At 62.3% G+C, this 25,628-nt stretch carries 21 protein-coding genes; 18 read left to right on the forward strand and 3 right to left on the reverse strand.

What is annotated here, in order from left to right; all coding sequences use genetic code 11:
* Nucleotides 1–112 precede the first annotated feature (112 nt).
* The 3 genes from ACFPB1_RS00380 to ACFPB1_RS00390 all read left to right on the forward strand — a co-directional run bounded on the left by ACFPB1_RS00380 (nt 113) and on the right by ACFPB1_RS00390 (nt 2,502).
* Nucleotides 113–1,072 (forward strand): phytanoyl-CoA dioxygenase family protein, encoded by a 960-nt coding sequence (locus tag ACFPB1_RS00380; protein ID WP_379220657.1) that lies wholly within the window; start codon nt 113–115, stop codon nt 1,070–1,072.
* Between the two features lie 215 nt (nt 1,073–1,287).
* On the forward strand, nt 1,288–1,956 hold the full coding sequence (locus ACFPB1_RS00385; protein WP_379220659.1) for a sulfite oxidase-like oxidoreductase: 669 nt from the start codon (nt 1,288–1,290) through the stop codon (nt 1,954–1,956).
* A gap of 150 nt (nt 1,957–2,106) precedes the next feature.
* Nucleotides 2,107–2,502 carry a VOC family protein gene (locus ACFPB1_RS00390; protein ID WP_379220661.1) on the forward strand — a complete coding sequence of 132 codons (396 nt, stop codon included), beginning with the start codon at nt 2,107–2,109 and terminating at the stop codon, nt 2,500–2,502.
* 73 nt (nt 2,503–2,575) lie between these two features.
* Here ACFPB1_RS00390 and ACFPB1_RS00395 read toward each other — a convergent pair whose 3' ends face one another.
* Entirely contained in the window at nt 2,576–3,157 is a 582-nt protein-coding gene (locus ACFPB1_RS00395) for a TetR/AcrR family transcriptional regulator (RefSeq protein ID WP_379220663.1), read from the reverse strand.
* A gap of 317 nt (nt 3,158–3,474) precedes the next feature.
* Here ACFPB1_RS00395 and ACFPB1_RS00400 point away from each other — a divergent pair, with 317 nt between their 5' ends.
* From ACFPB1_RS00400 to ACFPB1_RS00435, 8 genes are all read left to right on the forward strand, one after another.
* Nucleotides 3,475–4,218, forward strand: a complete 744-nt coding sequence (locus ACFPB1_RS00400) for an SDR family oxidoreductase (protein ID WP_379220665.1) — start codon at nt 3,475–3,477, stop codon at nt 4,216–4,218.
* Nucleotides 4,219–4,452: 234 nt separating this feature from the next.
* Entirely contained in the window at nt 4,453–5,211 is a 759-nt protein-coding gene (locus tag ACFPB1_RS00405; RefSeq protein ID WP_379220667.1) for a cyclase family protein, read from the forward strand.
* A gap of 488 nt (nt 5,212–5,699) precedes the next feature.
* Nucleotides 5,700–7,316, forward strand: a complete 1,617-nt coding sequence (locus ACFPB1_RS00410) for a response regulator transcription factor (protein WP_379220670.1) — start codon at nt 5,700–5,702, stop codon at nt 7,314–7,316.
* Nucleotides 7,317–7,331: 15 nt separating this feature from the next.
* Entirely contained in the window at nt 7,332–9,221 is a 1,890-nt protein-coding gene (locus tag ACFPB1_RS00415; protein ID WP_379220672.1) for a cache domain-containing sensor histidine kinase, read from the forward strand.
* The gene (locus ACFPB1_RS00420; protein ID WP_379220675.1) at nt 9,218–10,609 is read left to right on the forward strand and encodes an ABC transporter substrate-binding protein; all 1,392 of its coding nucleotides are present in this window, start codon (nt 9,218–9,220) and stop codon (nt 10,607–10,609) included. Before ACFPB1_RS00415 ends, ACFPB1_RS00420 begins: the two co-directional genes overlap by 4 nt.
* 97 nt (nt 10,610–10,706) lie before the next feature.
* Nucleotides 10,707–11,657, forward strand: coding sequence for a carbohydrate ABC transporter permease (locus ACFPB1_RS00425; RefSeq protein WP_379220676.1), 951 nt, complete (start codon nt 10,707–10,709; stop codon nt 11,655–11,657).
* Nucleotides 11,658–11,663: 6 nt separating this feature from the next.
* The gene (locus ACFPB1_RS00430; protein ID WP_379220677.1) at nt 11,664–12,497 is read left to right on the forward strand and encodes a carbohydrate ABC transporter permease; all 834 of its coding nucleotides are present in this window, start codon (nt 11,664–11,666) and stop codon (nt 12,495–12,497) included.
* Between the two features lie 168 nt (nt 12,498–12,665).
* Nucleotides 12,666–13,526 (forward strand): phosphotransferase, encoded by an 861-nt coding sequence (locus tag ACFPB1_RS00435; protein WP_379220678.1) that lies wholly within the window; start codon nt 12,666–12,668, stop codon nt 13,524–13,526.
* Between the two features lie 171 nt (nt 13,527–13,697).
* Here the strand turns inward: ACFPB1_RS00435 and ACFPB1_RS00440 are convergent, their stop codons facing one another.
* The gene (locus ACFPB1_RS00440) at nt 13,698–14,822 is read right to left on the reverse strand and encodes a GntR family transcriptional regulator (protein ID WP_379220680.1); all 1,125 of its coding nucleotides are present in this window, start codon (nt 14,820–14,822) and stop codon (nt 13,698–13,700) included.
* A gap of 476 nt (nt 14,823–15,298) precedes the next feature.
* Between ACFPB1_RS00440 and ACFPB1_RS00445 the strand changes: the two genes are divergently transcribed.
* From ACFPB1_RS00445 to ACFPB1_RS00465, 5 genes are all read left to right on the forward strand, one after another.
* Complete coding sequence (locus tag ACFPB1_RS00445; protein ID WP_379220682.1) at nt 15,299–16,933, forward strand: hypothetical protein; 1,635 nt, start codon at nt 15,299–15,301, stop codon at nt 16,931–16,933.
* Nucleotides 16,934–17,015: 82 nt separating this feature from the next.
* Nucleotides 17,016–17,909 carry an ABC transporter permease gene (locus ACFPB1_RS00450; protein ID WP_379220684.1) on the forward strand — a complete coding sequence of 298 codons (894 nt, stop codon included), beginning with the start codon at nt 17,016–17,018 and terminating at the stop codon, nt 17,907–17,909.
* Nucleotides 17,903–18,856: a carbohydrate ABC transporter permease gene (locus ACFPB1_RS00455; protein ID WP_379220686.1), complete on the forward strand. Its 954-nt coding sequence runs from the start codon at nt 17,903–17,905 to the stop codon at nt 18,854–18,856. The genes ACFPB1_RS00450 and ACFPB1_RS00455 overlap by 7 nt, the downstream gene beginning before the upstream one ends.
* 35 nt (nt 18,857–18,891) lie before the next feature.
* Nucleotides 18,892–19,737, forward strand: coding sequence for a phytanoyl-CoA dioxygenase family protein (locus ACFPB1_RS00460; protein ID WP_379220688.1), 846 nt, complete (start codon nt 18,892–18,894; stop codon nt 19,735–19,737).
* A gap of 56 nt (nt 19,738–19,793) precedes the next feature.
* The gene (locus ACFPB1_RS00465; RefSeq protein ID WP_379220690.1) at nt 19,794–21,017 is read left to right on the forward strand and encodes an enolase C-terminal domain-like protein; all 1,224 of its coding nucleotides are present in this window, start codon (nt 19,794–19,796) and stop codon (nt 21,015–21,017) included.
* A gap of 84 nt (nt 21,018–21,101) precedes the next feature.
* Here the strand turns inward: ACFPB1_RS00465 and ACFPB1_RS00470 are convergent, their stop codons facing one another.
* Nucleotides 21,102–21,242: a helix-turn-helix domain-containing protein gene (locus ACFPB1_RS00470; RefSeq protein WP_379220692.1), complete on the reverse strand. Its 141-nt coding sequence runs from the start codon at nt 21,240–21,242 to the stop codon at nt 21,102–21,104.
* Between the two features lie 214 nt (nt 21,243–21,456).
* Here ACFPB1_RS00470 and ACFPB1_RS00475 point away from each other — a divergent pair, with 214 nt between their 5' ends.
* Nucleotides 21,457–24,255, forward strand: coding sequence for an S-layer homology domain-containing protein (locus tag ACFPB1_RS00475; RefSeq protein ID WP_379220694.1), 2,799 nt, complete (start codon nt 21,457–21,459; stop codon nt 24,253–24,255).
* 235 nt (nt 24,256–24,490) lie between these two features.
* Complete coding sequence (hppD, locus tag ACFPB1_RS00480) at nt 24,491–25,600, forward strand: 4-hydroxyphenylpyruvate dioxygenase (RefSeq protein ID WP_379220696.1); 1,110 nt, start codon at nt 24,491–24,493, stop codon at nt 25,598–25,600.
* The last annotated feature ends 28 nt before the right edge of the window (nt 25,601–25,628 follow it).

Below are 25,628 nucleotides of genomic sequence, written 5' to 3' on the forward strand. Positions count from 1 at the left end.
AGGAGGTCATAAAACCGTCAAAACGATCCTATTAGGTCGTAGTTGAAGCGTCTCCGGCGTTCTATAGTGGAATGGAGAGGATTCGCACAGCAAACCGATAGGATGTGAAACGATGCAATCGAAAGTGTTGACGAAAACACAGATCGAGCAGTTCATCGAGCTCGGCTACGTGCATTTGGAAGAGGCATTTCCGCGCAAGGCGGCGCTCGCCGCGCAGGATTACCTGTGGGCGCAGGTCGAGAAGCGCAGCGTGCTGAAGGACGACCGCGCGACCTGGAACCAGCCGATGGTGCATATTCGCGAGCAGTTCGACACGGAGGAATTCCAAGTATGCAATACGCTTCGGCTGGCCGACGCCATCGAGGACGTGGTCGGCGCGGGCCGGTGGAAGGAGCGTTCCGTCTACGGCCAAGAAGGGGACAAGACGCAGTGGGGCTGGTGGCCGGTCAATTTCGCCGCCGGCGCCGATCTGCCGTGGGATGTGCCGACGAACGGCTGGCACTGGGACGGGATGAGCCGCCCGCATTACGTGGACAGCCCGGAGCAGGGACTGCTATTGCTCTGCATCTTCTCGGACATCGACCTGCGCAGCGGGAGCACGCTCGTAGCCGAAGGCTCGCATAAGATCGTGAGCAAGCTGCTCGCGGAGCATCGCGACGGCCCGAAGGCGAACGAAGCGATCCGGCTCGCAAACCGTTCCCACCCGTGGCTGCGGGAGCTGACGAACACGAAGGAGAGCGATGCGGGCCCCGTCGATGTGTACGGGGATGCGGCCGCGCAAGCCGCGCCGAGCGCCGAGGCGGGGAACCGCATCGCGGCGTTCATGAAGCGGGAGCACGTGGACGCGGACGGCTTCCGGCTGCGCGTCGTCGAGACGCCCGCGTCGGCCGGCGACGTGCTGCTCTGCCATCCATTCCTCTACCACTGCGCCTCGCAAAATCATTCCGGCGTGCCGCGGTTCATGTGCAACCGCGCGACCCCGCTCGTCCGCCGGATGAACCTGAACCGGGCGAATCCGGACGACTATTCGCCGCTCGAGCTCAGCGTGCGGCAGTCGTTCGTCCGGGCTTAAGCCCGCGGCCGGCCGCGGGGCGCCGCGAAGCGGGTCGCGCTCGTTCCTGCCGGACAAGCGTGCCGGGCTTGCCCCGGCATCGATCCGCGAACCGATTATAGCCGCCCGCGCGACGGGGCTGCCGGAATATCCCGGCGGCCTTGTTGACGTTGCGGGACAAGTATTTTAGGATAATGGATACGCAAGACATTCGAACCGACAAAGGAGTCACGCACATGCATAACAAAGCCGAGCGGCTGCAGCGGGCCAAGCCGCCCGTCGCCGAATCGCCGCGGGAGCTCGCCCACCGGCTGCCGCCGGGTCAAATCTGGACGGAACGGTTTCCGATTCTGCACGAAGACGAGGTGCCGAGCTACGACATGTCCGCTTGGAATTTCCGGCTCTTCGGCGAAGTCGGGGAGGAGCCCGTCCTGAGCTTCGAAGACCTGATGGCCCTGCCGCAGACCGAGATCCGCGTCGACATTCACTGCGTCACGCGCTGGTCCAAGGCGGATACGACCTGGAAGGGCGTCTTGGTCCGGGATCTGCTCGAGCGGCTGAACATCGATCCGGACGCGCATTTCGTCATGGTGCATGCCGACCCGGATTACGAGACGAACCTGCCGCTAAGCGACTTGCTTGGCGATCAGGTGCTGCTCGCCCACACCTACGACGGTCAGCCGCTCACGGCGAAGCACGGCGGACCGCTGCGGCTCGTCGTGCCGCATCTGTATTTCTGGAAGAGCGCCAAATGGGTCCGCGGCTTCGAATTCATGAAGCGCGACCGGCCGGGATTCTGGGAGCGCAACGGCTTCCATAACGAGGCCGAGCCGTTCCAGGAGCAGCGGTTCTCCGAGGAAGGCCATATGCCGGAGGACGAGTGGAAGAATTTCGACTTTGACTGAACGAAGATCCGATTGTCAAAAGGGCTAGTTGATTGCTGCAAGGTTGAAGTGAAAGCCGAACCCGGGCTGACCAGGCGCGACGACAGTTAAGCGATGAAACGAACAAGAGCGCCCGCGCAGCCCGACATCCGTTAGGGAAGAGGTGCGTCCATGTCGGTGCTGGGCATGAAGAAGATCGAATTCATTACGCTGTTCGTCGAGGATTTGCCGCGGGCGAAGTCGTTTTACGAGACGGCCTTCGGCTCGTCCCCCGTATTCGAGGATCCGCATTCCGCCGTCTATCCGTTCGGCAACCTGAGCATCAACCTGCTGGTCGATACCGAAGCGCCCGGGCTGATCGGCCCGGCGAAGGTCGCGGCCCGGGAGGCCGGCTCGCGGTTTCAGTTCACGATCCCGGTCGAGGACGTCGACGGCGCGTGCGAGGAGCTGCGCGGCCGCGGTGTCTCGCTGCTGAACGGCCCGCTCGATCGGCCGTGGGGCATCCGCACGGCATGCTTCGCCGATCCGGACGGCCATATCTGGGAGCTGGCGCAGCAGCTGGGTTAGCGCCAAGCGTATCATACGACGATGAAAGCCGCATTCGCGCGGCTTTTTTCGTTGTGCCGGGCGGGCGGCGGCGTCAATGCAGCTCGACGCCGTTCTTCGCGAACAGGTCTCGCAGCTGCCGGGCCATCGCCTCCGGGGAATGGGGCATGGCGCGCCCGATCCACCATTCCACGATGCCGACGAACGCGGAGGCCACGAACTCGGCGTGCAGCTCGCGGTCGATGCGCGGCGCGCCGCCGAGCCCATCGAGCTTCCGCAGGACGCCGCCGGCCACAAACGCCAGCATCCGTTCGCGGAAGACGGACGTCCGCTGGTTGGCGAACATGGCCGAGAAGAACGAATAATGAGCCGCGAGGTAGTCGAAGACCGGCTTCAGGTCGCCTTCCAGCGCGGGCGGACCGTCCGCCGATGCGGCGTCGCCGTGAACGCAGAAGGCGAGCAGCCGGTTTAAATGGCTTTCGATATTTTTGTCGAGAAGGTCGTACTTGTCTGCGTAATGCAAATACACCGTTCCGCGGTTCACATTGGCGCGGTCGGAAATGTCGTTGATCGTAATGTGCTGGAATTCCTTCTCGGCGAACAGCTCCAGGAACGCTTTATTGATCGCTTCCCGCGTCTTGACTACGCGCCGGTCGAGTTTGGCTTCGGTGCTCATGGCGCACGCTCCTTTCTTGAAAATCATAGGGCCGATTGTCGCTAACGCCTGCTTGGATGACGCGAGAATCTTCTGGGCAGACTTGGGACGACGATAAAGCATGGCAGTCCAACGATCCGGTTGTCCCACGCTGGAACCGCCGCTTCCCCTCCGTTAATCGACACCGTCGGGCCGATTGTCGCATATGGGACAGAACGGCCGACATCAGCGATTGAAGTCCGACCTGGTCTGTTTATAATGATAATCAACGAACGCCAATTATTCAACGCGTGTTGAGTGAATGGCTTCGATTCCTAAGGACGAAGGGAAGATCGAGGATGGACAACATAACGGGAAAAGTGGTTATCATCACGGGCGCATCGAGCGGCATCGGGGAAGCGACGGCCAAGCGGCTGGCGGAGAAAGGGGCTAAGCTGGTGCTGGCGGCGCGGCGGGAGGACCGGCTGAAGGCCCTGACGGAGGAGATCGTTCGGATGGGCGGCGAAGCGGCGTACGCGGTTGCCGACGTGGTGTCGGCCGCAGACCTGCGCAAGACTGCTGCCTTAGCCGTCGAGCGCTATGGGCGAATCGACGTGCTGGTGAACAATGCCGGCATCATGCCAGTGTCGCGGCTGAGCGAACTGCGGGTCGAGGACTGGGACCGGATGATCGACGTCAACGTCAAGGGCGTGCTGTACGGCATCGCGGCGGTGCTCCCGGTCATGCGCGAGCAGCGCTCCGGGCATATCGTCAATCTCTCCTCGACGTCGGGGTACGAGGTCAGTCCGACGTCGGCCGTGTACAGCGCGACGAAGTTTGCCGTCCGGGCGATCACCGACGGGCTGCGCCAAGAGGAATCGGCAGCCTCGGGCATTCGCGCGACGCTCGTCGCGCCGGGCCTGACCGAGACGGAACTGCTCGGCTCGCTGACGAGCCCGGAAGCGCGGGCGATCGCCGACCACATCGTAGGAATGGGGATGTCGCCTGAGCGGATCGCGGATGCCGTCGCGTATGCGATCGGGCAGCCGAACGAAGCGAGCGTGAGCGAAATCATCGTCCGTCCGACGGCGCTGGCCATGTAACGGAGCGATTCATATCGGATACGCGGGAAGCCGACCGGGACCGGTCGGCTTTTTTATGGGCATTCGCGCCTGCGGCCGTGCGCCTGACCGCGCGTGGCCGTCCGGAGATCGGCTGATAGCGGCCAGAGGCAGGAATTAACCGGATGAGCCAGCGCTTGTGGCTGAATTGGCTGAAGCCATCGGTTCTTGTTATAATTGGATGGTTAGCCAATCTCACATCAAGGAGCTGCACTCATGAAATTGATCGATCTCAGTGTTACCATTAGTCCGCGCATCCGCGAGCCGCTGCCGGCGGCGATCCAATATGCGAGCCACGAAGACGGCGCGAAGCAGGCGGCGGCCGTTCTTGGCTTGAAGCAGGAAGATTTTCCCGAAGGCAAAGCTTGGGCGACGGAAACCGTCACCTTGAATACGCACGCGGGCACGCATATCGATGCCCCTTGGCACTATTGGCCGACGTCGGAGGGCGAGAAAGCCAGAACGATCGACGAGCTGCCGCTCGAATGGTTCTACGGCGACGGCGTCGTGCTTGACTTCAGCGGGAAGCCGCCGGGCTACGAGATCACGACGGACGACCTGATCGCTGAGCTGGACCGGATCGGGTATACGCTGAAGCCGCTCGACATCGTGCTCGTCCGTTCCGACGCGGACAAGCGGCTGTTCGACGACAACTATGCGTTCCTGCATGCCGGCGTGTCGGCGGAAGCCACCGTCTGGCTGCTCGAGCAGGGCATCAAAGTCGTTGGCACGGACGGCTGGGGCTGGGATATCCCGCTCAATCTGCAGGCTGCCGCGTACAAGGCGCAGCCTCGCGACGGCGTGCTGTGGGCGGCGCACTACGTCGGCAAGGACCGGGAGTACTGCCAGATCGAGAAGCTGGCCAATCTGGACCGGCTGCCCAAGCCGTACGGCTTCAAGGTGGCGTGCTTCCCCGTGAAGGTCGAGGGGGCAAGCGCGGGCTGGGCGCGTCCGGTCGCCATTTTCGAAGACTGATGGCGCCGCGGGCCGCGGTCGAGGCAGCTTGGACGACGTTCGAACTGCCGGCGAAGGACCGGCGGCGGTGCGTTTCGATTCTCTGTTCATAAGAACCGATGCTTCGCGTGCAGGCGCGCGATTCAGCCGGTCGGCGTCATGCCGGCCGGTTTTTTCCGGTTGTGCGCGAGAGCCGCAGGAGAATGCTGTCGACTCTTGTCGTTAGAAGGAGAAAAAAGAAAATGCGACATCATTTTCAGGAGATGTCGCAAAATTGGAGCTATTTATGAGATAAATTTAGGATGCGGAACGAACGGGGATTATGCTAAATTATTGGGTAACCATTATGGATTTTGTCGATCTGGACAGATCGCAGCGACAATACGTTTTCCGCTTCGTTGATGCGTTTCCTTTGGTTGCGGACCGGCCGGGCAGTACCCGGGGCCGGCATGTTGGCAGGAGCTTGCTTCTGACGTTTATGAAAACGGATACAAGAAAGGGTGAGCGGCGTGTTTTCATTATTGGTTGTGGAGGACGAGCGTTGGATTCGCAGAGGGCTGTGCGAAACGATCGATTGGGCGTCGGAAGGCATCCGGGTGTCGGGAGAAGCGTCGGACGGGGAAGAAGCCATGCGCTTCATGGAGCGCCATTCGCCGGATATCGTCATCACTGATATCGTCATGCCCGTCATGGACGGCATCACGTTCCTGAAGACGATGCGGGAACAGAAGATGTCGTCGGAGGTCATCATCATGAGCGGCTACAGCGATTTCGAATACGCGCGGACCGCGCTCAAGAACGGCGCGTTCGACTACGTGCTGAAGCCGATTCACGAGCAAAACATGCTGGGCGTCGTGCGCCGCTGCGTGCAGGAGCTGGACCGCAGGCGGAAGGCCGAGACCGAGATGAACCGGCTCGCCCGGTCCGCCCGCGAGACGCTGTTCCTGGCCCGCCAGCGCCTGTTCGAGATGCTGCTTACGGAAGCGCCCTATTCGCCGGGCTGGATGCCGGAGCAGATGAAGGCGCTCCAGATCGAGCTCGATCCGTGCCGAATCCGCACGTTCGCGGTGAAGATCGTCGATTGGGGGGACAAGGCCAAGACGGACCGGGACCGCGCGCTCATCCTATATGCGCTGTGCAACATGCTGGAGGAGACCGGCGGCAGGTATGGCCCGGTCGTTGCGTTCCCGATTCACAACCAGAAGACGGCGGGCGAAGCGGACGTCGCGATGCTGCATACCGAGAGCTATCCGATCGGCCGGGAGGAGCCCGGCGTCGCCGCCGATCTGCCCCGCTTGATCGAGCAGGCGGAGGCGATGCTCGGCGTGCGCGTCGGCATCGGCTATTCCGGCGAAGCGAGCTTCGGCCGGCTGGCGGGCATGTTCGAGGAGGCGCTGCACGCCTCCGCCTACTGGTTCTACGAAGGCGGCGGCTGCCTGCGCGGCGCCGAGCCGATCGCGGGCGCCATGCAGGCGGACATGCCCTATTGCGGCCCCGCCGGCTGGGACTCGCGCTTCGCATCGGCGCTGAAGATGGGCGACGCCCGGCTGCTCGAGCAGCTCGTCCGGGAGCTCGGCGAGCATCTGCGCTCGCACCGACCCAAGCACCTGCCGCTGACGATCCGCCGGGGTCTGAAGCTGCTGTTCCAGAACGTCAACCAGAAGAGCGACGCGCTGCACCGCCGATCGAACTGCGCAGACGCGCCCGTGCCGCTCGTGCTGCCGCCCTGCACAGCGGATTCGATCGAAGACGCCTTGCTCGAAAGCCTGTCCTGCGCGATGGCCGGCGAACGCCCCGTCCGCAGCCGCAAATGGATCGTCGAGCGCGCGCTGCAGTTCATCGACGCCAACCGGGATCGGATGGTCACGATGAATGACGTGGCTGCTCACCTCTATTTGAACCATTCGTATTTCAGCAAGATTTTCTCCGAGGAGATGGGCGAGACGTTCAGCCGGTACGTCCTGCGGTCGCGCATCGAGGCAGCGAAACGGCTGCTGAAGGAGACGCCGCTCAAAATCTACGAAATCGCCGGCCAGCTCGGCTATACCGATATCCGCCATTTCACCAAGATGTTCAAGGAATTCGAAGGCTTGACCCCCGCGCAGTACCGGGATCACGGCTTGTAAGAAGGGGACCCGCATATGAAATGGCTGCCGAAGTTCAAATGGACCTCCGTCGGACACCGCTTGTTTCTGCTCTGCTTCGTCGGCATTTCCGTCAGCATCGCGATCATGGGCTATTATTTTTACGACAAATCGACCCGCATCATCCAGGACAAGGTCGGCTACATCACGCAGCAGACCATCCAGCAGTCGGGCGAACGGCTCGATCTCATCATGGAGGAGTACAGCACGCGCTCCTTCTACCTGCTCGGAAGCAAGAAGCTTCAGCAGGGCATCAAGGACGACTTCACGGACAATTACGACCGCGAGGAGACGAACAAGGAGATCGGCGAATTCATCGCCAACCTGCTCAATTCCAAGAACGATCTGATCAACCTGTACATCTTCGGCGAATACGCCAGTTCATACAAGTATTCCACCGGCTACCTCTCGATGCCAGGCACGACGCAGGCGATTCGCGACGCGCAATGGTATAAGGAGGTCGTCGCCGGCGAGGGCAAGGTCGTCTGGTTCGGCATGCGCCCGTCGCTCGTCCCCAAGCCGTGGGCCGACGATAGGTCGCAAGAACCGGTATTCTGCTTCGGCCGGGCGATCAAGGACTTGAACAACCTGAACCGGATCATCGGCGTCATGCTGATCGAGATCGATCCGGCGACGATCCTGTCGCAGATCAACCTGGGCGAGGTGGGCAGCTCGCTGCTCGTCGACGGGCACGGACGCATCGTCGGCGGCCAAAATCCGAAACAACTTCTGGAAACGATTCCATTCAAGCTGCCGACGCAAACGTCGTCCATCGGCTCGCGCACGTTCGACAACGAACGGATCATGGTGGCGCATACACAGCTCTCAAACGGCTGGAACCTGGTCGGGCTCGTGCCGGCGGAGAAGCTCGTGCAGGAATCGCGGGTGTTCGGCTGGTTCACGCTCTACTTGGCGGCCGGCTTCATGGCGGTCGCGCTCGGCTATGCGCTGTTCGCGGCCTGGCAGATGAACAAGCCCGTCCAGCGGCTGCTCAAGGGCATGCAGGAGGCGCGGAGCGGCAACTTCGAGATTCAGATCCTCGCGGACCGCAAGGACGAATTCGGCCTGCTGTCGCGCGGCTTCAACACGATGATCGCCCGAATCAAGGAGCTGATCGACGAGCTGTATGTTCAGCGGCTGCTGCAGCAGGAGCTTCAGCTGAAGATGTTCGCGTCGCAGATCAACGCGCATTTCCTCTATAACACGCTCGATTCCATTCACTGGATCTCGAAGCTTTACAAGGTGAAGGAGATCGACACGATGATCTATTCGCTGTCGAGCTATTTCCGCATCAGCCTGAGCGAAGGCCGGGAATTCGTCAAAGTCGGCGAGGTGATTTCCCTGCTCGAGCATTATTTCGAGATTCAGCAGATCCGCTTCGGCGAGCGGATTTCCTTATCCTTGTCCGCCGATCCCGAGCTGCTCGATTGCGAGGTGCTGAAATTCGCGTTTCAGCCGATCGTGGAGAACGCCATCTTCCACGGCATCGAGAAGAAGAAGGGGAGCGGGAAGCTGACGGTCGAATGGAGGCGCGTCGAGGACGGCCTGCTGTTCCGCGTGACCGACGACGGCGTCGGCATGCGCCCGGACAAGCTGCAGGAGATCCGGCAGGTGCTGCAGGACGGCGAAGCGCTGCGTCCCGGCAGCAATTTCGCGATGAAAAACATCAATTCGCTGCTGAAGCTGACGTACGGTCCGTCTTACGGACTAGAGATCGACAGCGCCTGGGGATCGGGCACGCGCGTGACGATGCGGCTGCCGTTCGTGGAATCGGAACAAAGTGACAAAATCGCACACGGTAAAAACAAAATCGACCACCCTTACTTCTCCCCTGAACGCGCTTACAATGAAAGAGTATCGAACAATCAAAAGGGAGGATTCATATGAAATGGAAACTCACTAGCATTTCGATCGCCGCGCTGGCGACGGTCGTTGCGCTCTCGGGCTGCGGCAGCAGCGGAAGCGGCGGCAACGGCGGCAATACCGCCAACACGGACGGCGGCAACGCAGCCGCGAACGGCAATGCGGCAGGCGGCAACGCGGCCGGAGAGAATGCGCCGGCAGATACCGGCAGCAGCAGCGACAAGGAAGTCACCGTCAATTTCTGGGTCAACTGGGGCGGCGATTTCAAGAAGGATTACCAGAAATACGTCATCGACGAATTCGAGAAGAAATACCCGAACATCAAAGTCAAAATGACCTACGTCGAAGGCACGGACAAGCTCCTGACCTCGATCGCGGGGGGCAATCCTCCGGACGTGGCGCAGCTGGACCGCTTCATAGTGGGCTCCTGGGCCGCGAAAGGGTCGCTCGAAGATTTGACGCCGCTGGCCGAACGGGACAGTATCAGCAAGGACGACTACTATCCGGCGGTATGGGCGGAAGCCAACTATGACAACAAAACGTATGCCCTGCCATGGGGTACGGACGACCGGGCATTGTATTACAATAAAACGCTGCTGAAGCAAGCGGGTCTCGATCCGGAGAAGCCGCCGACCACGATGGAAGAGCTCGACATGATGGCGGACAAGATCTTCAAAAAAGGCGGCAACGGCAAATACGACACCGTCGGCTTCATTCCGTGGATGAACCAAGGCTCGATCTACGCATACTCTTGGGCGATGAACGGGAAGTTCGAGGACGGCGGCCAGCTGACGCCGAACGATCCGCAAAACGTCAAGGCGCTGCAATGGATGGCCGATTACGCGAAGAAATACAACATCGCCACGCTGTCGAGCTTCTCGAACGCGATGGGTCAAACCGGTCTCAATCCGTTCTGGACGGGCAAAGTCGGCTTCATCGTCGACGGCAACTGGATCCTGAACGACCTGGCGAAAACGAAACCGACGTTCGAATGGGGCGTCACCCCGATTCCAGGTCCGGAAGGCACGGAGCCGACGACCTGGTCCGGCGGCTTCTCGTACATCATGCCGAAGGGCGCGAAGCAGAAGGAAGCGGCTTGGACGCTGCTGAAATTCATCGCCGGCTACGACGGCACGCTGCTCTGGGCGAAACGTCCGAACGCGGGCAACGACATTACGGCAATGCCGAAGGTCAACGCCGAGCTGAAGATGGAAGAGAACCCGAACCTGAAAGTATTCCTCGATCTGATGCCGAACGCGCATTTCCGCCCGGTCTCGCCGGTCGGCCAGAAGCTGTGGGACGAGATGTTCCGCGTGCAGGATTTGGCGATCAACGGCAAAGGCGAGCCGCAAGCGCTGCTTGACGAGGTCAAGAAAAACGTCGACAGCGAGCTGGCGAAAATCACGAAATAAATCGGTAAAGGCGCCTCCGGCTTAAGCGGGGCTTACCCGTCCCGCTTGCCCCCGGATCCTGCCGGGGGGCGCCTTTCGATCGGGGAGGAAAATACTTATGGCCGCGAACGAGAATGTAGCGACGACGCTAAAGGCCTATCCGGAAACAAAGCTGAAATCCTCGACGTACAAACGAAAAATGGCGCTGTACGGACTATTGTTCGCTTCGCCGTGGATCATCGGCATTCTGGTGTTCAGCGCTTATCCGCTGATCATGTCCATCTATTACAGCTTCACCACCTACAGCATTTTGGACCATGGCGAATGGGTCGGCTTCGGCAACTACAAGGAATTGATGAGCGACAACACGTTCAAGATCAGTATTTACAATACGCTCTATTACACGTTTATCTCCGTACCGCTGAACATCGCCGTCGGCGTCGGACTCGCGCTGCTCCTGAATACGAAAATCAAAGGCCAGGGCATCTACCGGACGCTGTTCTTCATTCCGAGTCTCGTGCCCGCCGTTGCGACGACGATCATTTGGCTGTGGCTGCTCAATCCGCAGTTCGGTCTTGTCAACTATTGGCTGGAGCAAATCGGCATTCCCGGCCCGCCGTGGCTGGGCGATGAATCCTGGTCCAAGCCTTCGCTGATCCTCATGAGCCTGTGGGGCGTCGGCCAAGCGATCGTCATTTATTTGGCGGGACTGCAGGATATCCCGCAGGATTACTACGAAGCCGCGGACATCGACGGAGCGAACACGATGCGCAAGCTGCGCCATATTACGCTGCCGCTCATGACGCCAGTTATTTTCTTCAACCTCATCATGGGCGTCATCGGTACGATGCAGAACTTCGTACTGCCGTATACGCTGACGAACGGCACGGGCTCCCCGGCCGACTCGCTCATGTTCTACGTCATGTACTTGTACCAAAATGCGTTCTTGTATCTGAAAATGGGCTATGCTTCCGCGATGGCGTGGATTCTGTTCCTTATCGTGGTCGTGCTGACGGCGCTGATCTTCATCTCGCAAAAACGCTGGGTCCATTACCAAGGAAAGGAATGACGCACGATGACCCCACGTTCGATTCGCCTCATCAAGAACGCCGCGACGCATATTTTCCTGGTGGTGTTCGGCCTGTTCTTCCTGTCGCCGTTCCTTTGGATCATCTCGACCTCGCTGAAGCCGGATGAAGAGTTGTTCCTGTGGCCGCCGAAATGGATCCCCTCCACGCTCATGTGGAGCAATTTCCCGGACGCGATCAGCTACTTTCCGTTCTGGCAGTACCTGGGCAATACCATGACGATCACGGCGCTCGCGACGCTCGGCGTCCTGTTCTCGTGCCCGATCGTGGCGTACAGCCTTGCCCGCATCCCGTGGAAGGGCTCGAAGCCGCTGTTCGGCCTGACGCTGGTCATCATGATGCTGCCGTACCAGGTCACGATGATTCCGATCTTCATCGTGTTCAAGAATCTCGGCTGGGTCGGCACGAGCGTGCCGCTGTGGCTGCCGGCCTTCTTCGGGGCGCCGTTCTACATCTTCCTGCTGCGCCAATTCTTCATGGGCTTGCCCAAGGAGCTCGAGGACGCGGGCCGCATCGACGGCGCGTCGGAGATGCGCATCTACGCCCAGGTCATGCTGCCGCTCTGCAAGCCGGCCCTGCTGACGGTGGCGCTGTTCCAAGTCATCGGCAGCTGGACGGATTACCAAGGTCCGCTCATCTACCTATCGGACGAAGCGCAGTATACGCTTATGCTCGGCCTGTCCTCGTTCAAGACGCAGCACGGCGCGGAATGGCAGATGATGATGGCGACGAGCGCCCTGATCACGCTGCCGGTCATCATCCTGTATTTCGTCGTTCAGAAGGCGTTTATCCGGGGGATCACGTTCTCCGGCATCAAATAAGCGTTCCCTTACGGCCCGATAGCGGTTACGAATGAAGCTCGGGCTGCGCGGAGCGCGCAGGACGTGCATCATCGGGACGGAGACGTCGCAAGCAGGAAAGCCCGCGGGATGGACCCCGCGGGCTTTCCTCATGCTCTATCTAGCGATTCGAGAGAGGAGAGACGAAGCATGCACCGGCATCCGCATTTCGATCTGATGCTTCACGACGACGCCGAATTGGCGGAGGCGCTCGGCAGCCCGGTGACGGAGCGGACCGTCGTTCACGAATGGCCGCTGTCCTGCGTCCAGCGCGTCCGCACCGCGGGCGGCGCGAGTCATATCTACAAGGTGCAGGCGCCGCCGACGCTGGAGGCCGAATTTTACGCCGCAGCCCGGTCGCCGCTCCTCGCGGCCGCGCGCGTGCTGGAGACGGCGGGCCGCCCGGCCGCCCTAGTAATGGCGGACATCGAGGCGCCGCGCCTTGGCGACCTCGGCTTGTCGGAACCGGAGGCCGTCGCGGCCGCGGACGAGCTGCTCGCGGGCATCGCGGCGATCGAGGGCGACCTGCCCGCGATGACGGACCTGCGCACGGAGGAGCGGTTCGCCACGTACATCGGCGCCGCGCTGGACGACGTGCAGGCGTCGGTCGACGACGGCAGCTTCGTCCAGGTGGGTGAAGCCATGGTCGGCCGTCTCCGCCGCTGGAGCGGCGGTGACGCGCTGCGCGCGGCGTTCCGCACGCCGTCCGGCTACGTCCATGCCGACTTGAAGGCCGACAATGTGCTGGCGGCGCCGGACGGCTGCCGCATCCTCGACTGGCAGCGGCCGATCCTCGGCCCGGCCGCGCTCGACCGCGCGACGCTGCTCCTCTCGCTCGGCTTCGATCCGGCGCGCCACGTCGAGCCCGGCATCGTGCAGCTGTACCACTATCTGCATCTCGCCTGGTATGCGCAGGCGGGACGCCGCTGGTACCCGCAGGGCAAGCCGTGGTTCGACGGCATCATCGCGAAGCTGGCCGGCGAGCTGGAACGGCTGCAGCAGCAGGGGTGAGCAAGCGCTGCGGCGGGGCGCGCAGGCGTGCCAAAGCATGAAAAAAACGTCGAAGGCGTGCTTTCGACGTTTTTTTCATACGGTCCGGGCGGGGCGAGCGCTATCTGCTCCGCCGTCGCGCGGCTGGGGCCGGCGCTGCCCGATCGTCCCTCGAGGGCCGCGGACAGCCGTTCAAGCTTCGCGCAGGACCGGCGGAACCGTCGAGTCCCGAAGCAACAGGCTGGGCGGCAGATAGAGCTTGCGGCGCTCCCGCCGCGGCTGCTCGATGACCGCGAGCAGCATCCGGGCGGCCTCCTGGCCGAGCAGCCGGGAATCTTGCACGACGCAGGAAGGGCGCAAGGCGTGGAATTCCGAGAACTCGAAATCGTCGAAGAAGACGAGCGACAATTCCTGCGGCAGGCGGATGCCCAATCCGCGGGCGGCATCGGCGACCTCGAGGCCAAGCCCCGGATTAATGGCGAAGACGGCCGTCATGTCGGGGTTGCGGGCAAGGAAGGAGCGGAGCTCCGCCTGCTTGGGCACTTCGATCTCGAGATGGGTGAGCCGGTAGCCGCGGTTAACGGGGAGGCGGTAGTCGGCATGCGCCTGTTCGTAGCCCGCCAGCCGCTCTTCGATGCTGCTCGTGCCCGCCACGACGGTGGAGACGAAGCCGATGTTGCGGTGCCCGAGCGAGCACAGGTGGCCGACCGCTTCCCGCGCGCCGGCGGCATTATCCGCGCCGACGAAATGCGTGTCGAGGCCGCGCAGATCGCGATCCACGACGACGAACGGGAAGCCGTCCAGCGCGAGCTGCACGAGCTCCCGGTTATAGGTTTCGCCTTCGACGGGGTAGACGATCAAGCCGGAGAGGGGCATTCGTTTCAAGCGGCGGAGGATGCGTTCCTCATTGCCCTGGGAGTTGCAGGTATGGCAGAAGAGGAGCGGGTAGCCGGCTTCGGCCAGGACGCTCTCGACGCCTCCGAGCAGCAGGGCGTTGAACCGGTTGTTGATGAACGGAAGCAGCAGGGCGACGGGGGATTTGAGGGAGACGGAGTCGAGCTCGGGCGGCGCGGCGGGAAACTGGCCGTCCTTGGGGCTTACGTACGAACCTTTGCCTTGAATCCGGTAGACGAGTCCTTCCTTGACGAGATCCGACATCGCCTTCTTGACGGTGATCCGGCTGACCGCGAAGCGCCGGGTCAGCTCGTGCTCGGAAGGGAGCAGATCACCCGGCTTCCAGGCTTGCCGGGCGATCTCCGAGCGGATGAAATGCTTGATTTGCTCGTACAGCGAAGTGGATAGCGGTTTATCGGTCATCGCGTCAGCCCCTCGGTTCGGATTCGTCTTGCATTAAAATCTTAGCGCCCGGCCGGGCGTTTGTAAATGACGCGGGACGAGCCGGAAAATCGGACAAGCCACGATTCGAAACCAAACGTAAGGAAACCCGTCTTCGACCTGGGGAAATCCGGTAAACAATCCGGACACCGGGCGGGGGGCGGGTTTTTCGTCTTTTACAACGCCGAAGGACGGGTGCTAGACTCAGTCACGAGCCATGTAGCAAGCCAAGCAGGATGACTTATATCAAGCATGCCAAATCGCGGAATCGGGCCGTACGCAAGCGCTTTCGACCTATCCCTGGCCGGGCTTTTCGGTCAGTCAAGCCGCCGCCGTGCCGGAGCCGGAAAGCCATCCGGTCCGCATCCGCGCCCGAAAGCGCATTCCGACAGCCGGTGAAACGTTCCTTCGGGAATCTTTCATAGCATCGCCATAACGAAAAGGGAGGTTTTGATTCGATGCGGTTAAGGATGCACCCGCGCCAAGCGCGCGGAACGAAGACGAGGAAGACGCTTGCGGCAGCGGTTGCGGCGGCGGCGCTGCTGCTCGGGCTCGTCGGCTGCTCGTCGGGCTCGGACGGCAACGGGAATACGAACGGGCCGGCCGCGGAAGGGAATGCCGACGGCGGCGCCGTGTCCGAGAACGCCGGACCGCTCAAGTTCAGCTACGTCCGGCCGACCTGGGGACCCGCGACGTACACGAAGGGGGGCGCGTACGAGAAGGAGCTGTTCAAGCAAGCGAACGTCGACATCGACGTCCGCATCATCCCCGTCGTCGATTACGACGCCACGATCAAGACGACGGCGGCATCCGGCGGCATGCCGGACGCAATCTGGGGCTGGGGGCCGGTCGATCCGTTCTGGAAAGATCTCCAGGACCAGGGCGCCTTCGTCAAGCTGAACGATTATCTCGACCAGTACCCCGCCGTGAAGGCGGCCGTGCCGGACGGCATCTGGGACAAGATGGCGGACGACAAAGGGGATATTTATTTCATTCCGAACCTGATCTACCCGGTCGTGCCGTTCTTCATCAACTACCGCGCCGACATCTTCGAGAAGCTGGGCATTCCCGAGCCGTCGTCGGTGCCGGAGCTCGAAGCGGCGCTGCAGAAGATCAAGGACAGCGGCCTCGGCATCGTGCCGATGACGCACGGCAACACGATTCCATTCTGGGCGGGCAAGGACATCGCGACTTCGTTCGGCGCCATCAGCGGCTGGGCGCCTTCCAAGGAGGACCCAAACAAGCTCGTCCCGCCGGAAATGCAGGAAGAGACGCTGGATTACAAGTTTTGGCTGCAGGATCTGAAGAAGCGGGGGCTGTTCGACGAGGAGGCCGGCGTCAATCCCGACGCGTCGTTCGGGGAGACCAAGTTCAAGGCCGGCCGGGCGGCCGTCATTCTCGGCGGCAATTTGGCAAGCCTGCTGACCGAGCTGCGCAAGAACGTGCCCGACGCGCAGATCAAAATCATGCCGCCGCTCGAGGGGCGGGACGGGCAGAAGGGCGGGACGCGGGTCGTCTTCCCGCAGGACCGGGGCTTCTACATCAACGCCAAGGCAGCGGACAAAGCGGAAGGCATCTTCCGGTTCCTGAATTGGTCGCTGACCGACGGCTCGGACTTCCGCCGGTACGGCATCGAGGGCAAGACGTACAACGTCGATCCCGAAGGCCGCAAAGTGCCCATCCCGGACGAACAGCGCGAGAACGACTACAAAGCCGCCCAGATCGAGCCGCTCAGGTTCCTCGACCCCATGAGCGAGAAGCTCGACTGGCAGGCGACGGAGCTGCAGTTCATCGGCGGCGGCATCGGGAATCAATTCCAGTATTACAAGGATACGTTCGAGAAGTACGCCGCGTCGCCGTACAACGATTATAAGGATCCGACCGTTCAGTCGCCGACCGCGGCCAAGATCGGCGCCCAGATCTGGGAGGACTATATGGCCAAGGTGGACGGCAGCATACTGACCGATATGAACCTGACCAAGGACGAATACAAGAAGGCGCGGCAAAAATGGCTGGACGCGGGCGAGCAAACGATCATCGACGAAATCAACGAGCTGCAAACCGACAAGTCCGAGCCGAACTACGTCGATTAACGCGGAAGGGCGGGAGAACCGGAGCGGCGGCCGCCGTTCCGGCCGCCTCTTCCGTGCCGGCGGCAGAAAGGAATGAGGTTCCGTGGGCACACGCATCTGGCAAGCCCGCCATATCTATATGCTGATCTTGCCGACGATCGCCTTCTTCGCGGTCTTCACGTACGCGCCGTTCTACGGCATCACGCTCGCGTTCAAGGATTTCAAGATCTTGTCCGGCATTCTGCACAGCCCTTGGGTCGGATTCGAGCACTTCCGCTCGATGTTCGCGTCGGAGAAATTTCCCGAGCTGCTCCGGAATACCGTCGTCATCAGCTTGTACCGGCTGATCTTCGGATTCCCAGTGCCGATCCTGTTCGCGCTCCTGCTGAACGAGGTGCGGCAGCTCTGGTTCAAGCGCTCGATCCAAACGATCACGTACTTCCCGCACTTCCTGTCCTGGGTCGTCTTTGGCGGCATCGTGTACAATTTCATCGGCCCGAGCGGTATCATCAATCTGCTGCTTGTCAACGCCGGGCTCGACAAGTTCAACTTCACGACCAACGACGAGGTGTTCCGGACGGTCATCGTGGTGACGGCGATCCTGAAAGAATTCGGCTGGGGCGCGATCATCTACCTCGCGGCGCTCTCCGGCATCGACGGGCAGCTGTACGAGGCCGCCAAGATCGACGGCGCGGGGAAGCTGCGGCAAATCTGGCACGTGACGCTGCCGGGCATCCGGCCGATCATCGCCCTGCTGTTCTGCCTGCAGCTGGCAGGCATTCTCGACGCCGGATTCGATCAGATCTTCATATTCCTGAATCCCGCCGTCTATGACGTCGGCGACATCATCGACACGTACGTGTACCGTCTCGGCCTGCTGCAGTCGCAATTCGAGCTGGCCACGGCCGTCGGATTGTTCAAGGGCGTGATCGGCATGGTGCTGATCATCGCCGCCAATACGACGATACGGAGGATGGGGGAGAAGTCGCTATGGTAGCAGGGGAGCAAGACATCGTCCAATCGGAGGCGGACGCTGCGCTCGCGCTGGGCGTTAACCGCAAGCTGGACGCGAATCCGTGGTGGGCGCAGACGATCATCCTCGTCCTGCTCGCCGCGGCGGGGCTCGTGACGCTGCTGCCGATGGTGAACGTATGGGCCATCTCGTTCAGCGAAGCGCACGAGGTGTTCAAAAATCCGATGATGCTCTGGCCGAAGTCGTTCACGCTGGAAGCATATAAGTACATTTTCCATACCAACGTCCTCTTGAAATCGTTCGGCATCACCGTCTTCGCCGCCGTCATGGGCACGTTCCTCAGTCTCGTCTTCACCGCCACCGGCGCGTACGGACTGTCCAAAACGCATATTCCCGGACATAGACTCTTATTATGGCTCGTCATCATCCCGATGCTGTTCGGCGCCGGGCTCATCCCGATGTACATCCTGCTCAAGAATCTGGGCCTGCTGAACAGCGTCTGGGTGCTGATCCTGCCGAAGCTGGTCGCCCCGTTTAACCTGATCCTGATGCGGAACTTCTTTTGGAGCATTCCGGAGAGCCTCCAGGAATCCGCGCAGCTCGACGGCGCTTCCGAGCTTCGCATTCTATGGAGCGTCATCCTGCCGCTGTCCAAGCCGGTCATCGCGACGGTCGGGTTGTTTTACGCGGTCGGGTACTGGAACGATTTCTTCACGGGCCTGTTCTTCATCAGCGACAACAGCAAGTGGCCGCTACAGATGGTGCTGCGGTCTATCGTGATCGACTTCAACATGCTGAACATGGGCAGCCAGAACACGAACACGATGAACGACGCCGCCCATATGGTGGTGCAGCCGGAGAACATCAAGGCGGCGACGATAATTTTCGCCATCGTGCCAATCCTGCTCGTGTATCCGTTCCTGCAGAAGTATTTCGTCAAAGGCATTATGCTCGGCTCCGTGAAGGGCTGAGCGGCCGAATCCTGAATCGAAAGCGAGGGACCGAGTTGAAGAGGACCGAGACGCAAACGACGCGCGAAGATATTTTGGCCCATTACCGGGCGTTCGGCTATGCCGTCATCCCGGATGCGCTGTCGGCGGAAGAGCTGGACGAATTGAACCGGCTCGTCGACCGCGAGCTGGAGGCCGATCCCGACAGCTGGCACAAGCCGATCGAAGGCGCCGTCGGCAACGGCAGCCTGCTCCTGAAGTATCCGCGGGAGCTCGACCGGTACGTCCGGCACCATAAGCTGTTTCCGCTGATTCAGGAGGTGCTGCGCGGCGAGGCCCGGTTCGCCCAGTTCGACTTCCGGGACATTACGGTGGAGCGGGCGAGCGGCAGCGCGATGGGCTTCCACCGTGACATCAGCTGGTACGGAACGGTCGGCGGGAAAATCTGGGACCCGGAAAATCCGTACAAGAGCACGTACGCGTGCGTGATCTATTACTTGAAGGACGTGCACGACTGCTGTCCCGCCTTCTGCATGGTGCCGAACAGCCACGAATACGGCACGCTGGACGAAGCGAGGGAGAAGCTGGGCGCGGCATACGAGGAAGTGCCGATCCGGGGGAAGGCGGGCACGGCGATTCTGTACAACATCACGACCTATCACACCCGCAAAGGCGGCAAGCCCGAATGCACCCACGGCCGAAGGACGATGCACAACTACCATTCGCGGGCATCGAGCGCCCCGCTGACGAACTGGGCCACGGTGCCGGAGGAGCTCGCGCTGAGCGGCGACAAGGATACCCGGCTGTTCTATTCGCAGTGGACGCCGAACCAGATCAAGTACGCGCGCGACCATTACAAGCAGCCGGTTCCGTCGTACTATCCCGTCAAGTCGATCAAGTGACCGTCCGGACCGGGAGCTAGTTGCCGGAAGGATAGCCGGAAGGAGGAGGGGAAGTAATGGCGAAAATCGCGCGCGTGCGGCTGATTCGCACGCGCCACGACGCGAGCTGGACGATCGTCAAGGTGGAGACGGATCAGCCGGGGCTGCACGGCATCGGCTCGGCGAACGATCATTTCAATCCGGGGGCGGTTGCCGCCGTCGTCGAGGAGCTGCTCGCGCCGACGCTGATCGGGCGCGACGCGGGCGCCATCGAGGACATCTGGCAGTCCATGTACCAGAGCGGCTACTGGCGCAACGGTTCTGCGCTCATGACGGCGATCGGCGCCATCGACATGGCGCTGTGGGACATCAAGGGGAAGGAAGCCGGCATGCCGGTCTACCGGCTGCTCGGCGGTCCGTGCCGGGCGGCGGTGCCCTGCTACGCGCACGCGAGCGGCGGCGACGCCGCCGAGCTGGCCGAAGCCGTCGCCCGGTACCGCGAGGAGGGCTATTCCGTCGTGCGCTGCCAGCTCGGCGCGTACGGCGGCGGAGGGTTCGTGCCCGCCGGGCGGGCGAGGCGGCCGCGCAACGCTTGGCCGGCGGAGAATGTCTTCGACGAGGAGGCGTACCTGGAGGCGATTCCCGCGATGTTCGAGCAGCTCCGGCTGCGATTCGGCGGCGACGCGAAGTTCACGCACGACGTGCACGAGCATCTGAGCCCGCAGGGCGCGGTCCAGCTGGCGAAGCGGCTGGAGCCGTACCGGCTCTTCTTCCTCGAGGACGCGCTGCCGCCCGAGCAGATCGCCTGGTACCGGTCCATCCGGCAGCAGTGCGCGACGCCGCAGGCGATGGGCGAGCTCTTCACGAGCCCGCACGAGTGGCTGCCGCTGATCCAGGAGCGGCTGATCGATTACGTGCGGGTGCGCGTCTCCAAGGCGGGCGGCATCTCGGCCTGCCGCAAGATCGCCGCGCTCGCCGAGGCGTACGGCGTCCGCACGGCGTGGCAGGAAGGCGGCGACAACGACCCCGTCAACCAGGCCGCGGCGATGCACCTCGACATGGCGATCTGGAACTTCGGCATCCAAGAGGACAATACGTTCCGGACGGAAGAGCTGGAGGCGTTTCCCGGCCATCCCGTGCTTGCCGGGGGTTATCTGTACGCCTCCGAGCGCCCGGGCCTCGGTATCGACATCGACGAGGAGAAGGCGGCGAAGCTGCTGTCGCCGGAAGCGCGGTCGCGTCCGTACCATCGGCCTTATCCGATCGACCGCCTGGCGGACGGCACGATCGTCCGTCCGTGAAGGAGCGCGAGCGGCCGGGCTCTGCTCCAGGCTGCGCGGGTTCGAAGCGACAAGGGCGTAAGGCGGCAATGCGGGCCTTGTGTCCTAGTCGCCGTAATGGCTCGCCGCCGGACGCCTCTTGAACCGATAGCGCGACGGCGGGGCGCCGAAGTGCCGCTTGAAAGCCTTGGTGAAATGATAAATGTCGGAGTAGCCCAGCGCGGCGGCCACCTCGGTGTTATTCATGGCCGTCACTGAGCAGAAAGCGGGCCTATTCCAGGCGGAAGCGCGTCATGTACGCCTTGAGCGAATGGCCGGTATGCTGCGACAAAGCCGATCGAGCCCGCAAAGGCGCGATCGGCTTTGTTCATGAGCAAACCTTAACCTTGCAAGCGACTGAAACATTCCCGCGGCCGCGAACGTTATGAAATGGAATGGTTATCCAGCGAAAGGAGACAGCATGAACAAGAACAAGATTTTAACATCGGCGGCGCTGATCGCGCTCGCCGCGTTGTCCGGAGCTGTGTCCCGCGCGGACGCGTCCGCGTTCAAGGACGTCCCCGCGGCTAGTCCATACTATGCGTACATCGACGAATTGGTGGCGCTCGGCGTCGTCGACGGTATCGCGCCGGGCGTGTTCAGCCCCGAGAGCACCCTGACCCGCGGGCAATTCGCCAAGCTGGCCGCGGAGGCGTTCCGGCTGAAGGACCCCGGCGGCTCGCTGCCGTTCAAGGATCTCGCTGGCCACTGGGCCGCGCCTTACGTGCGGGCCGCCTACAAGGCGGGCTTCGTGAACGGCACGTCCGCCACGGCGTTCTCGCCGAATAAGCCGGTGAAGCGCGAGGAAGCCGCCGCGATGGTGTGGCGCTACGCCAAGAAGGTCGGCCTCAAGCCGACCGAAGCGCCGGCCGTGAGCGACAAGCCGGATGCTTGGGCGGCGGAGGCCGTCGGCGCCGTGATCGCCCGCGGCTGGCACGGCGTGGACGCCGCGCAGAGCGCCGGCGCCTGGACGTACCGCCCGCAGGCGGCCATGAACCGCCAGGAGGCGGCCGCGCTGATCGACCTGGCGATGATGGACATCCCCGGCAGCCTGGCGAAGGCCGGACTGATCGATCCGCTCGACGATTGGAAGCAGCTGCACAACCGTTCGAACGTGTACGTGGCCGTGAACAGCCCCGACTACTTCGGCGGCGACGGCAAGCGGGCGGCGCGTTCGACGACCGCGGCGGGGAATGTCGTGTACCACACCGGTTACGACATGACGTCCTTCCAGACGTCCAGTTACTACTTCACCGGCATCGCCATGGAGAAGAACCGGTACTTCGCGTCGGCGGACGGCAAGACGTACAAAGAAGTCGCCGCCGCCTCCTATCCGGTCGGCGCCTCGAAGGGCGGCTGGCAGCAGTACGCCGAGGAATCGTTCGCGCTGCCGGCGAAGACGCGCTACTTGAAGGTCGAGCTGCGCGGCGCGGCCAAAGCCTGGTCGCCGCAGCTCGCCAAGGTGCTGATCAACCGCGCCACGGCGACGGTGTCGGCCAAGACGTCCCGCGCAGCCGACGGGCTGAAGGTCGAGCTGTCCACGCGCTCGCAGGGCGCAGCGATCTACTACCGGCTGAACGGCGCGTCGCCGTATCAGCCCTACACCGGTCCGATCCGGCTGACGGACTACGCCGTGCTCGACGCGTACGCGGTCAAGAAGGGCAAGGAGGCGAGTCCCGTCCGGTCGTACAAGCTGAACGGCCGCGCCGATTTCAAGGTCGACGCGTTCGGCCAGGTGGCTGCGGCGAACTTCCCGGAGAAGGTGAAGAGCGAGCAGGAGCTGAAGGATGACGCGTCCGCGGACGCCGCCTACTACGGCGGCCTGCAAGCCCCGGCCGGTTTGGACAAGTACGGCGGGCTGGCCGGCAGCGCGTCCAAGTACGGCCTTAAAGGCACCGGCTATTTCGCCATCCGGCAGGCCGGCGGCCGCACGGTGATGACGACGCCGACCGGCGACGTCTTCTTCAGCCTCGGCATGAACGGCCTCCATGCGGACGAGACGTACACGAAGGTCGCGGGCCGCGAGGAGCAGTACGAGTGGCTGCCGCTCTACGACGGCGCGTATAAGCCGGCGTTCGTGCCTTCGGATTCCGGCAGCTTCTCCTTCTACATGGCGAACAAGTACCGGAAAACGGGCAAGTTTCCGACCGACGCGGCGTTTTACGCGGAAGCGGTCGAGCGGCTGCGCAAGTGGGGCTTCAACAGCGCCGGCGGCTACTCGCCGGAGCAGTACGGCAAGGCGAACGGCTTCCCGTACGTGCGGATGCTCCCGCTCGACATGGATTGGGCCAAGCTCGACGGGATCTCGATCTTCGACATCTTCGCGCCCGGCGCCGAGATGAAGATCGACCAGGCGTTCGCGAAGGCGGTCGCGCCGAACAAGAACGATCCGCTGCTGATCGGCTATTTTATGGGCAACGAATACGATTTTCACAAATTTTACGACGTTGTGCCGAAACTGAAGGGCTCGGCGGCGATCAAGGCCCGTCTCGTCAAGATGCTGCAGGATAAGTACCAGAAGATCGACTCGTTCAACGCGAGCTGGGGCACGAGCTTCAAGACCTTCGCGGAGCTGCGCGACGCGGCGCTTCCGGTCTCGACGTCGGCGTCGTGGAAGGATATGGACCAGTTCTTCCGGTTCTACCTTGACACGTTCTACGGCACGGTCTCGCGCGTCTACCGCAAGTACGATCCGCATCATCTCCTGCTCGGGGACCGCTGGATCACGACGTCGTTCCACAACGCGAAGTTCCGCGACGTATTGGCGGAGGTGGAGGGCAAGTACTCGGACGCGATCAGCATCAACTACTATTCGTACAAAATCGAGACCGACCTGTTGAACGACGTGCACGCGAAGTCCGGCAAGCCGGTCCTGATCAGCGAATTCGGCTACGGCACCGCGGAGCAGGGACTGGCGCCGCTGCTGCCGAACTCGGCCGCGAACCAGTTCGAGCGGGGCATGCGCTACCGCAACTATGTGGAAGGCGTGGCGAGCCTCGGATACGTCGTCGGCGCCCACTGGTTCAATTACGTCGATCAAGCCGCGACGGGGCGGTATTGGCAGGGCATCGGGGATTGGGCGGAGCATTACAACACCGGCATCCTGAACGTCGCCGACCGGCCGTACAAGCCGTTTCTGAACGGCGTCATGCAGACGAACGACGAGATTTACAAGGTGCTGCTCGGGGAGCGCGCGAAATTTTATTATGCGTTTATTTAATAGCAGCCTGCCGTGAACCTCGTGCCGCCGCTCTAGCGCTCGTCCATCCATAGCGCCCGTTAACGCGGGAACCTGGAGCCGCTTCCGATCCGGAGGCGGCTCTTTTTCGCCTGCCCAAGCCCGGAGACGGATAGTTCCGCCGCGGGCGGAATACATATGTACCAGAGTCGCGGTTCGACATGGTCCGCAGCGTGAAGAATTCAGGCAAGGCAATCGCGGAAAAGGGTGTGAAGGCATGAAGAAACGGCGGATCGAGCAGCACGCGCCGGATTTTTTCCCCGTGCGGGGGATCGACTACATCGAGCTGTACGTCGGGAACGCGAAGCAAGCGGCCCATTATTGGAGCAAAGGGTTCGGCTTCACGCCCGTTGCCTACGCCGGCCTCGAGACCGGCGAATCGGACATCGCCTCGTACGTGCTGGAGCAGCGGCAGGCGCGGATCGTCGTGACCGGCGCGCTGTCACCAGAGCATCCGGCAGCGGCGTTCGTGCGGAAGCACGGCGACGGCGCGAAGGACATCGCGATGCGGGTCGACGACGTGGAGAAGGCGTACCGGGAAGCGGTCGCGCGCGGGGGCATCCCCGTCGAGGCGCCGCGGGAGCGGACCGACGCGCACGGCAAGGTCGTCACGGCGGTCGTCGGCACGTACGGGGATACGGTCCATACGCTGATCGACCGGAGCGGCTACAGCGGCGCGTTCCTCCCGAACTACGTCCCGTGCGAGCTGAATATCCCGCATGTCGCCTCGGGTCTGATCGGCGTCGACCACGTCGTCGGCAACGTGGAGCGGATGGAGGAATGGGTGCAGTATTACGAGCGGGTCATGGGCTTCAAGCAGATGATCCATTTCGATGATCAGGACATTTCGACGGAATATTCCGCGCTTATGTCGAAAGTGATGTTCGGCGGCGGCCGCATCAAGTTCCCGATCAACGAACCGGCCAAGGGGAAGCGCAAATCGCAAATCCAGGAGTTTTTGGATTATTACCACGGCGCCGGCGTGCAGCATATCGCGGTCTTGACGAACGACATCGTCGCCACGGTGTCGGCGCTGAAGCAGAGCGGCATCGATTTCCTCGATACGCCGGACAGCTATTACGAGATGCTGCCGGACCGGGTGGGGGCGATCGACGAGGACCTTGCGAAGCTGCGGGAGCTGAACATTCTGGTCGACCGCGACGATGAAGGGTACCTGCTGCAAATCTTCACGAAGCCGATCGTCGACCGGCCGACGCTGTTCATCGAGATCATCCAGCGCAAGGGTGCGGTCGGCTTCGGGGAAGGCAATTTCAAGGCGCTGTTCGAATCGATCGAACGGGAGCAGGCCCGCCGCGGCAACTTGTAGGCGGGGCGGGCGCCCGAAGCCGCGAGCG

Source organism: Paenibacillus sp. GCM10023250, from assembly GCF_042653205.1.
In the GTDB taxonomy this organism is placed as follows: domain Bacteria; phylum Bacillota; class Bacilli; order Paenibacillales; family Paenibacillaceae; genus Paenibacillus_Z.

Bases quoted from the DNA above. Each gene is read 5' to 3' on its own strand.
- ACFPB1_RS00380 (WP_379220657.1), top strand. From the start codon at position 113: ATGCAATCGAAAGTGTTGACGAAAACACAGATCGAGCAGTTCATCGAG.
- ACFPB1_RS00405 (WP_379220667.1), top strand. From the start codon at position 4,453: ATGAAATTGATCGATCTCAGTGTTACCATTAGTCCGCGCATCCGCGAG.
- ACFPB1_RS00455 (WP_379220686.1), top strand. From the start codon at position 17,903: ATGGTAGCAGGGGAGCAAGACATCGTCCAATCGGAGGCGGACGCTGCG.
- ACFPB1_RS00445 (WP_379220682.1), top strand. From the start codon at position 15,299: ATGCGGTTAAGGATGCACCCGCGCCAAGCGCGCGGAACGAAGACGAGG.
- ACFPB1_RS00430 (WP_379220677.1), top strand. From the start codon at position 11,664: ATGACCCCACGTTCGATTCGCCTCATCAAGAACGCCGCGACGCATATT.
- ACFPB1_RS00470 (WP_379220692.1), bottom strand. From the start codon at position 21,242: ATGAATAACACCGAGGTGGCCGCCGCGCTGGGCTACTCCGACATTTAT.
- ACFPB1_RS00475 (WP_379220694.1), top strand. From the start codon at position 21,457: ATGAACAAGAACAAGATTTTAACATCGGCGGCGCTGATCGCGCTCGCC.
- ACFPB1_RS00395 (WP_379220663.1), bottom strand. From the start codon at position 3,157: ATGAGCACCGAAGCCAAACTCGACCGGCGCGTAGTCAAGACGCGGGAA.
- ACFPB1_RS00440 (WP_379220680.1), bottom strand. From the start codon at position 14,822: ATGACCGATAAACCGCTATCCACTTCGCTGTACGAGCAAATCAAGCAT.
- hppD (WP_379220696.1), top strand. From the start codon at position 24,491: ATGAAGAAACGGCGGATCGAGCAGCACGCGCCGGATTTTTTCCCCGTG.
- ACFPB1_RS00390 (WP_379220661.1), top strand. From the start codon at position 2,107: ATGTCGGTGCTGGGCATGAAGAAGATCGAATTCATTACGCTGTTCGTC.
- ACFPB1_RS00400 (WP_379220665.1), top strand. From the start codon at position 3,475: ATGGACAACATAACGGGAAAAGTGGTTATCATCACGGGCGCATCGAGC.
- ACFPB1_RS00420 (WP_379220675.1), top strand. From the start codon at position 9,218: ATGAAATGGAAACTCACTAGCATTTCGATCGCCGCGCTGGCGACGGTC.
- ACFPB1_RS00465 (WP_379220690.1), top strand. From the start codon at position 19,794: ATGGCGAAAATCGCGCGCGTGCGGCTGATTCGCACGCGCCACGACGCG.
- ACFPB1_RS00415 (WP_379220672.1), top strand. From the start codon at position 7,332: ATGAAATGGCTGCCGAAGTTCAAATGGACCTCCGTCGGACACCGCTTG.
- ACFPB1_RS00425 (WP_379220676.1), top strand. From the start codon at position 10,707: ATGGCCGCGAACGAGAATGTAGCGACGACGCTAAAGGCCTATCCGGAA.
- ACFPB1_RS00385 (WP_379220659.1), top strand. From the start codon at position 1,288: ATGCATAACAAAGCCGAGCGGCTGCAGCGGGCCAAGCCGCCCGTCGCC.
- ACFPB1_RS00435 (WP_379220678.1), top strand. From the start codon at position 12,666: ATGCACCGGCATCCGCATTTCGATCTGATGCTTCACGACGACGCCGAA.